Source organism: Arsenicitalea aurantiaca, from assembly GCF_003994485.1.
Classification (GTDB): domain Bacteria; phylum Pseudomonadota; class Alphaproteobacteria; order Rhizobiales; family Devosiaceae; genus Arsenicitalea; species Arsenicitalea aurantiaca.
In genome coordinates this window covers 89,882-104,414 of the sequence record NZ_RZNJ01000004.1, presented here as the reverse complement: position 1 = coordinate 104,414, position 14,533 = coordinate 89,882, and the positions used below count along the sequence as shown (strand labels likewise).

The 14,533-nt window shown below is 62.8% G+C and carries 15 protein-coding genes and 1 tRNA gene; 3 read left to right on the top strand and 13 right to left on the bottom strand.

Annotated features, from left to right (window positions below; genetic code table 11):
- Positions 1–4 precede the first annotated feature (4 nt).
- The 7 genes from proB to EMQ25_RS11750 form a co-directional block, all read right to left on the bottom strand.
- Positions 5–1,141 carry a glutamate 5-kinase gene (gene proB, locus EMQ25_RS11780; protein WP_127188787.1) on the bottom strand — a complete coding sequence of 379 codons (1,137 nt, stop codon included), beginning with the start codon at positions 1,139–1,141 and terminating at the stop codon, positions 5–7.
- Positions 1,141–2,184, bottom strand: coding sequence for a GTPase ObgE (gene obgE, locus EMQ25_RS11775; RefSeq protein WP_127188786.1), 1,044 nt, complete (start codon positions 2,182–2,184; stop codon positions 1,141–1,143). Before obgE ends, proB begins: the two co-directional genes overlap by 1 nt.
- The gene (locus tag EMQ25_RS11770; protein ID WP_127188785.1) at positions 2,181–2,738 is read right to left on the bottom strand and encodes a GNAT family N-acetyltransferase; all 558 of its coding nucleotides are present in this window, start codon (positions 2,736–2,738) and stop codon (positions 2,181–2,183) included. Before EMQ25_RS11770 ends, obgE begins: the two co-directional genes overlap by 4 nt.
- Positions 2,735–3,271 carry a GNAT family N-acetyltransferase gene (locus tag EMQ25_RS11765; RefSeq protein ID WP_127188784.1) on the bottom strand — a complete coding sequence of 179 codons (537 nt, stop codon included), beginning with the start codon at positions 3,269–3,271 and terminating at the stop codon, positions 2,735–2,737. Before EMQ25_RS11765 ends, EMQ25_RS11770 begins: the two co-directional genes overlap by 4 nt.
- A 116-nt stretch (positions 3,272–3,387) precedes the next feature.
- Positions 3,388–3,654 (bottom strand): 50S ribosomal protein L27, encoded by a 267-nt coding sequence (rpmA, locus tag EMQ25_RS11760; RefSeq protein ID WP_127188783.1) that lies wholly within the window; start codon positions 3,652–3,654, stop codon positions 3,388–3,390.
- A gap of 12 nt (positions 3,655–3,666) precedes the next feature.
- Positions 3,667–4,362 carry a 50S ribosomal protein L21 gene (locus EMQ25_RS11755; RefSeq protein ID WP_127188782.1) on the bottom strand — a complete coding sequence of 232 codons (696 nt, stop codon included), beginning with the start codon at positions 4,360–4,362 and terminating at the stop codon, positions 3,667–3,669.
- Positions 4,363–4,591: 229 nt separating this feature from the next.
- The gene (locus EMQ25_RS11750; RefSeq protein WP_204570012.1) at positions 4,592–5,476 is read right to left on the bottom strand and encodes an MBL fold metallo-hydrolase; all 885 of its coding nucleotides are present in this window, start codon (positions 5,474–5,476) and stop codon (positions 4,592–4,594) included.
- Between the two features lie 240 nt (positions 5,477–5,716).
- Here EMQ25_RS11750 and EMQ25_RS11745 point away from each other — a divergent pair.
- Both EMQ25_RS11745 and EMQ25_RS11740 read left to right on the top strand, forming a co-directional pair.
- Positions 5,717–5,806: transfer RNA gene (locus tag EMQ25_RS11745), tRNA-Ser, on the top strand.
- Between the two features lie 85 nt (positions 5,807–5,891).
- The gene (locus EMQ25_RS11740) at positions 5,892–7,400 is read left to right on the top strand and encodes a site-specific integrase (protein WP_127188781.1); all 1,509 of its coding nucleotides are present in this window, start codon (positions 5,892–5,894) and stop codon (positions 7,398–7,400) included.
- A gap of 172 nt (positions 7,401–7,572) precedes the next feature.
- Here EMQ25_RS11740 and EMQ25_RS11735 read toward each other — a convergent pair whose 3' ends face one another.
- Positions 7,573–8,334 (bottom strand): hypothetical protein, encoded by a 762-nt coding sequence (locus EMQ25_RS11735; RefSeq protein WP_127188780.1) that lies wholly within the window; start codon positions 8,332–8,334, stop codon positions 7,573–7,575.
- 306 nt (positions 8,335–8,640) lie between these two features.
- Positions 8,641–9,132: a hypothetical protein gene (locus EMQ25_RS11730; RefSeq protein WP_127188779.1), complete on the bottom strand. Its 492-nt coding sequence runs from the start codon at positions 9,130–9,132 to the stop codon at positions 8,641–8,643.
- Between the two features lie 5 nt (positions 9,133–9,137).
- Here EMQ25_RS11730 and EMQ25_RS11725 point away from each other — a divergent pair, with 5 nt between their 5' ends.
- On the top strand, positions 9,138–9,479 hold the full coding sequence (locus tag EMQ25_RS11725) for a helix-turn-helix domain-containing protein (protein ID WP_425290234.1): 342 nt from the start codon (positions 9,138–9,140) through the stop codon (positions 9,477–9,479).
- Between the two features lie 595 nt (positions 9,480–10,074).
- On the opposite strand, the gene EMQ25_RS11720 is transcribed toward EMQ25_RS11725, so the two are convergent.
- From EMQ25_RS11720 to EMQ25_RS11705, 4 genes are all read right to left on the bottom strand, one after another.
- Positions 10,075–10,599, bottom strand: a complete 525-nt coding sequence (locus tag EMQ25_RS11720) for a hypothetical protein (protein ID WP_127188778.1) — start codon at positions 10,597–10,599, stop codon at positions 10,075–10,077.
- Between the two features lie 281 nt (positions 10,600–10,880).
- A complete protein-coding gene (locus EMQ25_RS11715; RefSeq protein WP_127188777.1) occupies positions 10,881–12,005 on the bottom strand; it encodes a PGN_0703 family putative restriction endonuclease in 1,125 nt (374 codons plus the stop codon).
- A gap of 280 nt (positions 12,006–12,285) precedes the next feature.
- On the bottom strand, positions 12,286–13,668 hold the full coding sequence (locus EMQ25_RS11710; RefSeq protein WP_158626070.1) for a tetratricopeptide repeat protein: 1,383 nt from the start codon (positions 13,666–13,668) through the stop codon (positions 12,286–12,288).
- Between the two features lie 89 nt (positions 13,669–13,757).
- A complete protein-coding gene (locus EMQ25_RS11705) occupies positions 13,758–14,375 on the bottom strand; it encodes a TetR/AcrR family transcriptional regulator (RefSeq protein WP_127188775.1) in 618 nt (205 codons plus the stop codon).
- Between the last annotated feature and the right edge of the window lie 158 nt (positions 14,376–14,533).

Sequence of the window (14,533 nt, the reverse complement as noted above, 5' to 3'; positions counted from 1 at the left end):
TCTTTTACGCCCGGGCCTCGGCGGCCGAGAGCAGAACGAGATTGTCGCGATGGACGATCTCGCCCCGTGTGCCGGGTCCGAGCAGTTCGGTGATCGTGCTGCTGCGCTTGCCGATGACGAGCGCGGCCTCTTCGCTGTCGAGCCCGACAAGACCGCGGGCGATCTCCCGCCCGTCGGGCCCTCGAATGGCCACCGCATCGCCCCGGTCGAAACTGCCCGTCACGCGGGTGACCCCGATGGGCAGGAGGCTCTTGCCGTTTTCGAGCGCGCCGACGGCGCCCGCATCGACATGCAATATCCCTGCAACAGCGAGCGTTCCCATGATCCAGCGCTTGCGGGCGGCCGCAGTCGAGTGCATCGGGGAAAAGAGCGTGTGGCGCGCGCCCCTTTGCAGGGCAGCCAGGGGGTGCGGTTCGGTCCCCTTCGCGATGATCATCGCGGTGCCGGCCTTGGTCGCGATCTTGCCGGCTTCGACCTTGGTGGTCATGCCGCCGCGCGAAAGATGGCTTGCCGCGCCCCCCGCCATGGCTTCGATCTCGGGCGTGATATCCGCAATTTGCGGCAGATGGCGCGCATCGGGATCGCGCGCCGGGGGCGCCGTATAGAGGCCGTCAACGTCCGAGAGCAGCACGAGGCAGTCCGCCTCGATCATCGTTGCGACACGGGCAGAAAGGCGGTCATTGTCGCCATAGCGGATTTCGGCCGTGGCAACGCTGTCGTTCTCGTTGATGATGGGGATCGCTCCCAGCCCGAGGAGCGTGCTGATCGTGGTGCGCGCGTTGAGGAAATAGCGCCGCTCTTCGGTGATGTTGGGCGTGATCAGAATCTGGCCGGTCGTGATGCCGTGCGCGCCCAGCGCGCCGGCCCAAGCCTGCGACAGGGCGATCTGGCCCACGGACGCTGCCGCCTGGCTCTGCTCGAGCGGGAGGCTTCTTGCCTCGAGCCCCAGAAGCCGGCGCCCCAGCGCAATGGCGCCGGAGGACACGATGACGAGCTCCCGGCCTTCCGCCTTCAGTGCGGCAAGGTCCGTCGCGAGGCTCGCAAGCCAGTCGCTGCGCAGCCGACCCGTCGCGCCATCGACGAGCAGGGCCGAGCCGATCTTTATGGTAATGCGCGAATAGGGCGCCAGCGCGTCCGTCATTACGGCACCCAATCGGGCTCGGCGCCCTTGCGCCCGGCCTCGGCACGCTCTGCGCGCTCCTCGTCGAGGATCGCCATGACGGCCCGCAGCACACTATCGACCCCGCGACCCGAGACGCCCGACACGACGAACACGTCACCCCCCGAGGCCTCCTCGAGCGCGGCGCGGCGCTCGGCAAGCGCCTCGTCGTCGAGCGCATCGACCTTGTTGAGGACGAGAAGCTCGGGCTTTTCGGCCAACCCGCCATCATAGGCCTCGAGCTCGGTGCGAATGGTGCGATAGGCACCAGCGACGTCCTCGGCCGTGCCGTCGACCAGATGGATCAGCACGCCGCACCGCTCGACATGGCCAAGGAACCGATCTCCAATGCCGGCGCCTTCATGTGCGCCTTCGATCAGGCCGGGAATGTCGGCCAGAACGAACTCGCGCTCATCGATCCGCACGACACCGAGATTGGGGTGGAGTGTCGTGAACGGATAGTCGGCGATCTTGGGCTTGGCGGCCGAAACGGCAGCCAGAAAGGTCGACTTGCCCGCATTGGGCAGGCCCACGAGGCCCGCGTCCGCAATGAGCTTGAGCCGCAGCCAGATCCATTTCTCGGTGCCGGGCAGGCCGGGATTGGCCCGCCGCGGCGCCTGGTTGGACGACGTCTTGAAATGCGCGTTGCCAAAACCGCCATTGCCCCCCGAGGCCAGCACCACTGTCTGGCCCACTTCGGTGAGGTCGGCGATCAGCGTCTCGTTGTCGTCCTCGAAGATCTGCGTGCCGACGGGAACGCGCAACACCGTGTCTGCCCCATCGGCTCCGGTGCGGTTGCGCCCCATGCCGTGCACGCCGGTCTTGGCCTTGAAATGCTGCTGGTAGCGAAAATCGATGAGCGTGTTGAGCCCGTCGACGCATTTCACGATCACGTCGCCGCCCCGGCCGCCATTGCCGCCATCGGGGCCGCCGAACTCGACGAACTTTTCGCGCAGGAAGGAGACACTTCCCGCGCCCCCATCGCCCGAGCGAATGTAGACCTTGGCTTGATCGAGGAATTTCATGATGCATGTCCCTGTGTCGCGCGCGCCCGCCAACTCGCGCGCGTCAGTTCGGTGTCGATATGGCGCACCTCCTCGTTGCGTGCAAGGCAAAGCATGAGGGAGCTGCCGGTTTGGGTGAAGCCGAGCTTGGCCTGGATGGCGAGCGAAGCACGGTTGAAGTGGAAGACGCCGGAGCGGATCCGCTCGTCCACCGCCGTCTCGAAGAACCAGGCAATCGTCGCCTCGGCAGCCTCGGTCATCAATCCCCGGTTCCAGTAAGGCTGGCCGAGCCAGTACCCGAGTACGGGCAGGCGATCGGGTCCGAGATGAAAACCGATCTGGCCGACGAGGCCCTGGCCCTCGAGCGTGATCGCGAAATTCGTCTCCTCAGGCGGGCGTCCCGGCCGCCAGAGCCTGAGCCACGCGATGGCGTCGGCCAGTCGATAGGGGTAGGGGACGCGGGCAAGATTGCCCGAGACGGCGAAATTGTCGAGCTGGCGTGCGATCGCGTCGGCATCATCCATCTGCGGCTGCCTCAGCACCAGCCGGCGCGTTTCGAGGATTGGACCGGTCATGGATGCCGCTCCCGCTCGAGTCTGACGATCATCCGGTCCTTATGGGGGCCGCAACTGCCGACGGCTCGTGAAATCACGACAAAGCCCAGGCCCTCGAGCAGCCGGAGGGAGGCCTCGTTCTCGGCAAGCACACGTGCCGCGATGCGCGCGATCGAGACGCTCTCCGCCGCGCCGAGCACTGCGCGAAGGGCCTCGCTCATATAGCCCTGCCGCCAGAAGGTTTCTCCCAGCCAATAGCCGAGCTCCGGCGGTCCTTCGGCGGAAAAGGAAAGGCTCGCCACCCCGATCAGCCTGTCGTCCAAGCGCCTTGCCAGGGCATAGACCTGCTCTCGCGGATCACGCGCGACGATCTCGACGAAGCCTATGGCGTCGGCGCGGGTATAGGGGCTCGGCAGGCGCGCGAGTACGGCAGCGAGCCGAGGGTTATCGGCGTGAGCGACGAGATCGGCAATGTCGCCGCGCACCGGCGGGCGCAGGACAAGCCGGGTGCAACCGATCGTTGTGGGCAGTGCGGCGGCGTGGGCGAGGCTCATAGCTCTATCCGAACGAAAAGGGGAGCCGGAAACCGGCTCCCCCCTAAATTCGGATCGCGCTGCGCGGTGCGCCTTGCCGGGGAGCAGGTCTCCGGCAGGGCAGGGTCCGCGCCGGGTTATTCAGCGGCTTCTGCCGGGGTGACCGACACGAAGACCTTGGAATTGGCGCGGGTGCGGAAGGTGACCTTGCCATCGACGAGTGCGAAGATGGTGTGGTCTACCCCGAGGCCCACCCCGGTGCCGGGGTGCCATTTGGTGCCGCGCTGGCGAACGATGATGTTGCCGGCCACGACAGCTTCCCCGCCGAACTTCTTGACGCCGAGTCGCCGACCGGCGGTATCGCGACCGTTGCGGGATGAACCGCCTGCTTTCTTATGTGCCATGGTGGGTAATCCTTACTTCTTGTCCTGGTCGGCCTTGGCGCGCGGGGGCTTCCCGGCGATCAGGTCCTTGGCCTGGGCGACCCATTCCTCGCGCTCGATGCGGCCCTTGAAGTTGAGCTCTGCGTCGACGCGGGCGATCTCATCGGCATCAAACTCGGCAATCTGCCGGAGCGAGGTGATGCCGAGGCCAGCCAGCTTCTTTTCGAGTGCGGGGCCGACGCCGCCGATGAGCTTGACGTCGTCCTTGAAGCCTTCCGCGGCGGGCGCATCGGCCTTGGCCTTCGTCTCGGTCTTCTTGGCGGGCTTTTCAGCGGGCGCTGCGGTCACAGTGTCCGTGGTCTCGGCCTTCGCCGCGGCCTTGCGGGCCGGCGCGGTCTTGGAAGGCTGAGCGCCGCCGGTCAGGATCTCGGTGATCCGGACGGTGGTGAGCAGCTGGCGATGACCATTGCGGCGGCGGTAATTGTGCCGGCGGTTTTTCTTGAAGATGATGACGGTGCGCTGCTTCTTGGTCTCGACGAGTTCGGCAGCGACGAGCGCGCCTTCGACGAGGGGAGCGCCCACGGTCACGTCGGCTCCCGTGCCGACCATCAGCACCTGGTCGAAGGTGACGATGTCGCCGGCCTCGGCCTCGAGCTTTTCGATCTTGAGGACGTCGTTCGCAGCAACCTTGTACTGCTTGCCGCCGGTCTTGATGACAGCGAAGTTCATGCGCTTAGCGGAGGTGCCTTCGCCCCCCGTCCCTATCTGTCGCGCTCTGCGGCGCCGCGGACAATGCCAGTCCCGCGGGCTTTCGATCGGGTTGGGCCCAGATGGACCGGCAGCCTCGAGCAGCGGTTTCAATCAACAAAAGCGCGCCGGACGGACCGGCACGCAATCGCTGCGCCTTATCGATGGAAAGGGACGCGGAGTCAAGCCGCGTCCCGCAAGGAAGGTAGAGCTACTGAGCGTCTTCGCTGTCGGCTTCGTCGCCTGCGTCCTGAGCCGTCTCCTCGCGCGGCGCCGGCGGCTCGGCGTCGGCATTGCCTGGCCCATACCAGTCGGCGATCCGGACTTCGGCAGTCGTGCCCACAAGTTCAGCGAACCGTTCGGGGTCGCTGCCCGAGAAGTGGTAGGGGTAGACGATACGCGGGCCGAATGCCGCCACGGCGTCCGCAGCCTGTTCCTCGGTCATGGTGTAGGGCAGGTTCATGGGGAGGAACGCGACGTCGATATCGGTCAGCGCGCGCATCTCGGGCGTATCCTCGGTGTCACCGGCAATATAGATGCGCTGGTCGGCAAGGTTTAGCACATAGCCGTTGCCGACGCCCTCGGGGTGGAACTGAAGCCGATCGGAGCTCGTGTTGTAGGCGGGGATGACGTTGATGTTGATCCCGCTCAGCGTGGCGGCCTCGCCGTTGACTCCGACCGACGCCCTCGCCTGCATGTCCGCGGGCAGCTGGTCGTAGACCTCCTGGTTGACGAGCAGAGGCACGTTGGTCGCCCCGATTGCCTCGAGCGTCGGCATATCGAAATGGTCGCCATGGCCGTGGGTGATCAGGATACCGGTGGGGGCCGGCATGCCCTCGAACGCCTCGCCACCACCGACCGGATCGACGTAGATCGTGTGGCCTCCCCAGGTCAGCACCATCGTCGAGTGCGCAATGGGGTGGATGACGAGGTTGCCTTCGCCGGTCGGGATCGTGTCGCCGCCCGGCGCGGTGGTCGCGCTCCCTGCCTCCTGCGCGCGCACCCCCGGGGCGACGGCAAGTGCGGCTGCGGTGATGGGCAGGGCTGCGAGCGCCAGCAGCATGTTGCGGCGGGGCAGGCTCAGGGCGCGATTCATCGATCTGTCTCCTCGTTGGACAAACGGCAATATGGGATGGGCGCCACCCTATTGCGAGCAGCGCCGACCATATCGAAACGCAGGGTGCGTCCGGCGGTTCACCTGCTACGCAATCGTGACCGGCTACCGAGGAACCCTTCGGGCAGCTTTGATGGTGAAGGGTGTTGCAGGCTTTTGAGCTCTATGCCATAAGCCGCGCCATCGACCGACCGCACGCCCGTGCGGGCTCACGACCCTCGCGGAGAGGTGGCAGAGCGGTTGAATGCACCGCACTCGAAATGCGGCATAGGGGCAACTCTATCGGGGGTTCGAATCCCTCCCTCTCCGCCAGAACCTCAGCAAACCCGCAGCTTTCCTTAGGGTTTTGATTTTCAGAGACTTTTGACGCTCCGAGTGGTACACAAAGGTGGTACACATGAGCCTCAAGATGTCCTCTCCCTGGAAGCACCCGAAGACCGGCATGTTTTGGGTCAGGCGGCGCGTGCCCGCGCACCTGGTGTCGCGCGTCGGGCGCAGGGAAGAAAAGTTCTCACTCAAGACCAAGGATCCAGTCGAGGCGAAGCGCCTGTTCGTCCAGGCGGTAGCCGAAATGGAGCGACGGTGGGAAAACCTCGGTATAGCTGATCGGGAACTGACCCCTGCCGAGGCCAGCCAGTTGGCACGCCCCTTCTATGATGGGATGCTCGAGGAGTTCCGGCACCAGCCCCGGCTCCAGACCCGCTGGGATCCGGATGTTGGTGCCGACTGCTTTTCCCCTCGTCCCGAGGGCAGCACCTTCACTTTGCAGCCTAGTGAGCGAGATCTTCGGCGCATCACGATGGAGGGCTGGTGTACTGCATTTGCGCAGGAGCGCCTGGCGCATGTCGGGATGGCCCAGACTGAGCCCAATGTTGGGATGCTGGCTCGCTCGATCGCCGCTGCCCTGCAGGCTGCTGCGCTTGAACTTCTGCGCCTTTCGAAGATCTCCGTTTTTGCTGCTTCCGACGCTGCAGGATCATCAGCGCAGGTCCGCGTGGGCCCGGAGGCAGAGAAGGCACCTGTTGAGGCCAAGACGATCTTTGAGGGTTGGGCGGGTGAGCGCAAGCCAGCGCAAAAGACGCTCTACACCTACGAGAAGGTTCTTGCGGCCTTCATGGATTTCGTGGGCACGGATGACGTGACGAAGATCACCCAGAAGCATGTCATCGACTGGAAGGCCGACATGCTTGCCAAGGGCCTGACGACCAAAACGATCGGGGCCAGCAAGCTGGGGGCACTGCGCGCCATCTTTCAGTGGGCAACGGACAATAGCATCACCGCAGCCAATCCTTTTGCCAAGGTGACGATCAGTCTCAAGAAGAAGCCCGGCGAGCGGCGCAGGGGCTATAGCGATGAAGAGGCTGGCAAGGTTCTGCGGGCAGCCGAAAAGGAAACCAGCGCCTACCGCCGCTGGGTGCCGCTGCTCTGCGCATACACCGGCGCACGCATCTCCGAGATCTCGCAATTGCGCAAGGAGGATTTGGTGGAGGTGCAGGGGATTACCTGCCTGCAATTCGTGCCGGAAGCCGGCAGTCTGAAGAACGCCTCATCTGAACGCATCATCCCGTTGCATCCCAAGGTGATCGAAGCGGGCTTTCTGGAGTTCGTAAAAGAGCGCAAGGCCGGAGCCATCTTTGCGGAAGTGCCTCCGGATCGATTTGGGGCGCGGGGTGGCAACATGACGAAATTGATCGCCCGTTGGGTGCGCGAAGAGGTGGGGATCGTTGATCCCCGGGTCGCGCCGAGCCATGCCTGGCGGCATCGGTTCAAGACCCTGTGCCGGCGGCATGGCATTTCGGCCGATATCGGTGACGCCCTATCCGGTCACAGTGCGCGAACCGTAGCGGACAGCTATGGCTCCTTCGAGACCAGCGCACTTTACCGCGAACTGTGCAAGCTGCCTTAGGGGCTACGACTGGCATGAATGAATGATCATTGGACCACGCCACGGGCATGACAGGGTAGGGGGCTCTCCAAGTGTCGGTGAGGGTAGACCGGAGGACGCGACCATGGGGAGGTCGCGTCCAGAGGCGCTTCACCTATAGGTCCTCAGTTTCGTGTTGGAACGCCGTACCCATTCAGTTCGCAGGGCCTTGGACCGGATGCTTTGCCCCGGCCGCACGAATGGCGAGGTCGAAAAAGGGCAGGAGTTCGTGGTCCGGACCACCCTGGAGCGCCAGATCGCGCCGGTGAATGAGGCGATCGAGACGAGTGCTGCGCTTCTTCTTGGGCAGAGGATGCTTAAGCTTGTTGCGGTACCATTGGTTCGTCAGTGGATCGAGCGTGGCATGAAGGGCGCCGATGGCCTTGAAGACGTTGACGTGGTCTGCCGAGACGATGAACGCATGGATGTCGATGCAATTGCCGAACAGCATGGTGGGATGCAGATCTGGATCGGCCTGAAGAAACCACGCCGCGGTGTCGATGATTGCCCCCTCCCAGATCCAGATATGATTGATCAGACCAGGGTGTGGCAGCATTTGCGCAAAGATGCGGAAAAGGTCCAGCAAGGGTTTGGCGTAGAGGCGCGCTAGCTCCCAATGATTATACTTGTCGTCCAGAAGGCGATAGGGCGTTCCGACAGCCTCGCCTAGCTCGGTAAGGGCCGCATCCAGCGCAGAGTGCTGCTCTTTTGTAAGCGCGTGGCGGTTGCTGCCGATATAGTTCAGCCCCAGCCCTAAAAGGACGTAAGCGGGCATGGCGACATATTCGCTGTCGTACTTATTTGAAACGAGGGTGAGAGTACCCTCAATTTCAACATTGACGCGCTCCAGCAGTTTGTCCTGGCTGAAGTCATTTTCCCGCAGGAAATGTTGAAAGCGGGCGATGGCATGGCTCATGTTAGTGCTCCATAGCTCTTCGGTGTGAAGGCTTAACGAAGCCATATGGAGGCCTGGCCACTGAGCGCGCATCGGGACGAAGGCGGGATGGCATACCGTTTTGCGGAGGCGTGCGGAGCGGTTTGCGAGGAAGACTTCCGCGCTGCTTGGCCAACACGTGCAGGCCTGCCGCCCCCACTGGCTCACTCGGGCCACAACCGCTGATCTAGGCCGCCTGCCACTAGGTTCTTTTGCGCGCGGCGGGAGAGGAGACGCTTTAGCGGGAGGGTGGGGCAGACGAAGGGGCAGAGGAATCGAAGGGCGACGCTAACGTCGGAGCGTGCGCTCCGATCGCACGGTTCCGGCAATTTGGGTGAGCACGAAGCCGATTTCGGCGGGCGTCCAGGCATAGCCATCTTCCACCCATTCGACGGCTTGGAAGCCTGGGCCGTCTATGCCAGCCCGACTTGCGTTCGCATGAAACCGGAAGCGGCCCGCTCCGGTCGAGGTGCGCCCCTGAAGCTCAAGGGGCATAGAATAGTGCAAGATCCAAGAGCGTTCGTCCCGAGAGCGCTCCCACCGGACATGGCCTCCGGCCCGTTCAAACCGCCGTACCAGCTGCCTTGCGGTGATGTTCATCGAGCCTGTCATCTGCGGAGACACGATCGGCGCATCAAGAACGGTATCGGTGGGTTGTACCTGCCGACCGAACGGCACCTCGAATGGCAGACGAGGCAGGTCGATGAAGTGGCCTGTGGTCCCCGAGTAAAGGAAGAGGCCGATGATGGCTGCCAGCGTGGCAAAGTAGAATTTCGTCATGAACCATGCTCTTGGACGGTGCGGCCTATTTAATAGGATGTCTATATCCCGTGGATTTGTGGCGCGTCAAATGCTCGCTACGCGTTATGAATGTCCGCCTCAAACTCGCTATAAATCTGCGCCGGCTCCGCGTTGAGCGGGGCTTGAGTCAGGAGCGACTCGCGGCCGATGCTGGGGTCGATCGGACCTTCGTGGGCGGCATCGAGCGCCAGAGCGAGAACCCGAGCATTGATGTACTGGACCGGCTTGCCGCTGCCCTGAGCGTTGAGGTGGATACGCTCCTCCAGACGCCGGCGGGCGACGAAATACCGGCCAATCTGAAGGTTGGGCGCAAGCCCAGGAACTGAGGCCTAGGCGCAAACCCATGGTGCCAATGCTTGCAGTCCACTCGAGGAAGCCGTGCACCGAGCCTGCATCCTTTCGCTTGCCCCAACGCCTCTGGGCATTTTGTGCATCTCCGGGTGAGTTTCGGCCAGCGAGCGCATAAGTTTACAGCTCCTCGGTACTGGCGATCAAAGGTCTGCTGTTGCATCACTGGAGATCAGGGAAGAGAGATCATTTAGTAAGAGTAGGAAGAGAGATCAGTTAGGAAGAGTGGGAAGAGAGAGAAGGAAAGAGTAAATTAGAGAGAGTAAGGTAAAGTAATGTAGAGTAAGGTAGAGTAAGGTAGAGTAAGGTAGAGTAAGGTAGAGTAAGGTAGAGTAAGGTAGAGTAAGGTAGAGTAAGGTAGAGTAAGGTAGAGAGAGTAAGTTGTGTCGGGGAGAGGAAGGAGAGTAGGGGAGTCGGCCCTCTCGGGCGATATTAGGATAAAGTGCAAAGGCCCTGGTTTTTGCAGGGCTCTGGGCCTCTTCGGCGCCCCCTGAACGGCATCTCCCATAGCGTTTTGGCATAGGCAGCTACTGGTCTGCCCCTCGGGCCAATGCCATGTCGCAGCACGCCCCGCTAAGCGTCGAAAAAACCGCGGAGGAGATCGGCGGCTATCGCCATTGACCGATCCGCAATCTCGCCAGGCTCCATCATGGCGATGAGGATGATCAACCGGGCTGGGATCGCTGAGGGAAGGGTGCTGGATCGCATCAGCAGAGCATGAAGGCTCTTGTCCTGCAGCCTGATCAAATGGCCCTCGCGATGCCGGAGCTGGGGAAGTCCGGCTGCCCGGGTTGCCTCGTTCCAGCTCCGTAGCCTCTGGCGCAGCTCCTCGTTGATCGACGCACCGGTTTCAGCAGAGAGCCTGCCTTCCTCAACCAGGCGCAGGGTCATGGCAGGCGTCGAAACTGTGACCAGGTCGTACTCGAAATCGATGGTCAAGCGCGGCCAACCGACAGTCTCGCCGATGTGGGTCTCGATCCGGTCGATTTGCGCCGTCAGGTGATCGATCCGCGCTTGCCGCCTGAGGATGGTGCGAAGCTTCGTTGCTGGATCGGCGAGGGCCAGCAGCTGGGTTCGGGTGATGCCGAGATGGCGCAAGACCAACTCCAGGCGCGATAGCGATAAGATCGCCATCAGCTTGCGGCCCTGTGGGGAGGGGTTCCCCCGATTGCGATCGAGGCCAGCAATGAATGTCCAGCGCTGCCGCTGAACGTAGGGATGCCGTTGCCGACAAGAGCGATGCATCCGGCACGACCTGGCGCAGACAGGCATTGCCGACAGAGCCTCTTCGGGCCTCTGAGCACCATGATGAACTCCAAGATTGAGAGAAGAGGAATACGCGCGCCTCGAGGGCGCGCGCATCAGATGGGGCGTAGGGGTCACCTGGCTTCGAGCGATTCCGGTTCTGGATGTGCCCGCCTCGGTGCCTTCTGCGGCATTGGCCTTCGTCCCTCAGCTGCGAGGTGAAGTTCGAGCTCACCATCGATCTGCCAGAAGTCCAGATACCGACGATGGAGGGCCTGGGCATGCTCGATCATGCCGATATTGGCTAAGGCTTCGACCAGACGCTCAAGGGTGATGCTGAGGAAGCGGACTTTCCCGGGCTCGGGTGGCACCAGTCGGGCGGCAAAGGCCTGGCCCATCTCCTGGCAGAGGTGATTGAGCCGGGGTGCCGACAAGACGAAATAGGCTTCATCGACATCGCCATGGTCGAGCATTGCCTGAGCGAGATTGGCCTCTCGGGTCAATTGCTGCAGCCCAAGCCCGAACAGTGCCGGATCTTCGGGCTCGGCATAGATCCCAGTGTTTGCCGTCAGGTCCAGCTGTCGATCGCTGATGCGCACAGGCGAAGGTTCGGCCCCAGATTCCGAGTACTTGATCTCAAAGGCGATCATCACCCGTCGGCCTTCTGGGGACACCCCGTAAAGGGCGACATCGAATGCGGAATAGTCGCCGGTATAGATCGCGCTGCCCCGGCGCGGCGCATGCTCGAAGCGAATGGCGACCATCTCTTTGATCAGATTGGGGAAGAGATCAGCCGCAAAACGAGAAGCCTGCTTGAGGTCGAACTTTAGCGGCGCGAAGAGATTGAAGGTCAGCGGCATTGAGCTCAGCAGATTGGTCCTCAACCGGTCGACCTCGATAAGCGCCCCGAGCTCACGATAGATAACCTCGCGTCGAACGAGCAGGGCGATATCGGGGGAGAGAAAATTACCGCCTGAGCGTCCAGCGGCTTCGGTGATGCGACTGCCGAGCCGCACCCGCTTCTCATCGGCGGTCAGGAAGCTGCCGATCGGCAGATCGCGGTCCTCTCGCCAGAGACTTTGCAGCAGCCGTGCTGCGGAGCGAAAGCGCGTGTCGGTCTCCACCAGCGCCTTGTGCTTGCCGAGAACGTCTGCGGGCACAAGCGGCACCACGTTCATGGGGCCAAGACCGGTGGGATCAAGCGGATCGGCGGATCGGCCGTGAGGCTCGGACGCCAGCATCGAATTTGTGTTGGGCATGTATGCTCCTCATCAATGCCGTCGGAATGACGGCAGGGGAGGATTCATCGGGCACGCCGAGAAGTTGGCAGGGTGGCGAAAAGCTCAAGAGGGTCGAGCCCGAGCAGAGCCAATATGGACGCTGATCGGCAGTATTGCGGCAGTATTGCGTGGTTGAGCGGACCGAGAATCGATGGCAGCAAAGCGCCCCATTTTTGCCGCTCAGGTATCCGACAATAGCACCTGAAAGCCCCCGTAGGCACGTGCGGTGATCGGCGGCAGATAGAATCAGCTGCCGCGGTCACGCGTCAGCGGGAAACCCGATCTCAGCGAGCAGTTCGGTATAGCCGGGATGTGCCCGGATCGGCCAGAAGGCGGGATCGGCCTTGATACCGATCAGGCGTTCCTCGCGGCGATTGAGACTGATGCGAAGCCAGCGCAGGGCTTCATCACCGTCGCTGGTCAGCGCATGATGGCGGGCTAGGTCCCATGCCAAGGCTTCGCCGCGCTCATAGAACTCCTGCTCCACGGAAAACATGGCCATTGCCATCGCCTCGGGGGCAGAATCGGCTAGCGCATTCATGCCGGCTTCGGCTGCGGCGCGGTAGCGCGGCACGGCGATCAGCTCACCAAGTCGGGCATAATCGGCCAGATAACCCTCGAAGTCATCTTGCGAGAGATAGATGAGCGAGCGGGTATAGTAAGCCCAGGCAAATCCCGGGTCCTGCGCGATCATGTCCGCGAGAAGGTCCCACGCCGCCTCGGTATCGCCGCTATAGAACAGCGCCTGTGCCCTGATATTGAGGACTGCGCTGTTGTGAGGGTCGAGTTGTCGCGCTCGATTGGCAATGGGCAGTGCCTCCTGCGGTCTGCCGGCTAGCAGGAGCGCACTCGCGTACCACATGTGATTGTTGGCCGAGTTCGGGTTGAGGCGGATGGCCTTCGCGAACCGGTTCAGCCCGGCCTCCACCCGCCAGTGCCAGTGGAATTCGACAAAAGCGAGCGCGCCTTGTGCAAGGTCGAGCGTCGGATCGAGTTCGACGGCCCGCCGCGCCGCCGTTTCCGCCTTCGGATAGGCCTCCCAGCCCGACATGCCGCTATATTGTCGCGCCAGGTTGTAGGTCATCGCCAGACCAGCATGCGCTTCGGCATAGTCGGGATAGATTTCGACTGCGCGGGTCAGGGCGTCGATGGCCCCTGCGATGCCCTCCGGTGTGCGGCGGTTCCAAAGATAGGTGCCGCGCAGGTAGAGTTCGCGCGCTTCCTCGGGCACCGCGTCCGCGGCATGCGCGGGGGGAGGCGCGTCCCGCTCCTGCAACGTCCAGATCGCCGCGCCACCACCGGCAAGCAACGCCAAAGCCGCAACCGAGGCACTCCACGCGACCACGTGGCGGCGGGATGGGGCGGCGGCGGGCGGCAGCGCTTCCTCCGCCAGACCATCCGTCGTGGTTCCTGTCTCGCCCGCATCATATTCGGCGCGGCGGCGCGTCAGCCAAGTATCAAGTTCATCAACATAGGCATAAACTGCTACACCTTTGTCGCCGGCGCCGCGATGGACAGGCAGTTCCGCATTAGCGGCCCAGCGGCGCACCGTGCTCTGATTGCGCCCGAAATGGGTTGCGATGGCTTGCCAGCCCGTCAGCAATCCCGATTTGTTGCCGTCCCCATTGTGTCCCGCGCGCACCCCGCATCCCCTATACGGTCCCGATCCCGAAATACTGTCACGACTACCGCATATTTTCATAATGAAAGCAATAATGCTTCAAATGCCGCTCATCTCGCGTCCGGATCGTCGTAATTTGCCAGATAGGAAGCGATGAGCCTGTCCATCGCCTGACGGGCGGTGCGATTGTGCTCGCTCGGCATGCCGAGCGAGGCCACCATCTTCCAATGACCGTACATGAGGCTGATAAACAGATGGCCAACCTCGCGGCAGGCCCGTTGCGGCAGTTGGGGGTGGGTGATCTGCACTTCGTGGGCGACAATGTGATGCAGCAGCGAATACTGTTCGCGCAGGTTTGTCCTGATCTCCACGGACCCGGCCGCCAGCGCGAACATGGCGTCATAGACAGCATCGTCCGCTGGCTTAGGCAGTCCCTTGCCCTCGAGAAACCCGAAATAGAAGTCGAGAAACAGCGGCAGACGTTCGTGAGACTGCGCAGCGACAATGCCCTTCGCCAGCAAGGTGCGGTAGGACGCGGCCAGCCGGTCGCATAGCATCAGCATCATCTCCTGGGGCTCGGGAAAATAGTGCCGGATGAGCTGGCGCGAGATCCCGGCCTCCTGCGCGATGAGGTCATAGGACGGCATGGGCAGGCCGTGTCTCGCGATGGCGCGGAACGCCGCTTCCACGATTTCGGGCTTGCGGATGTCGGCGATGGCTTTGGGCATGCGCGGCTCGCTTCGGGACGGAAGACACTGACAACCTCAGGTCCGGAAACCTGCACCGGCAATGCGGACAATGGCAAGCAGGAGCCGGCCTGGAGACCGCGATTCCCGGACAAGGCGATTCGACAGGGAAACGGGCGCCATCAGACACTTAGGGGCAA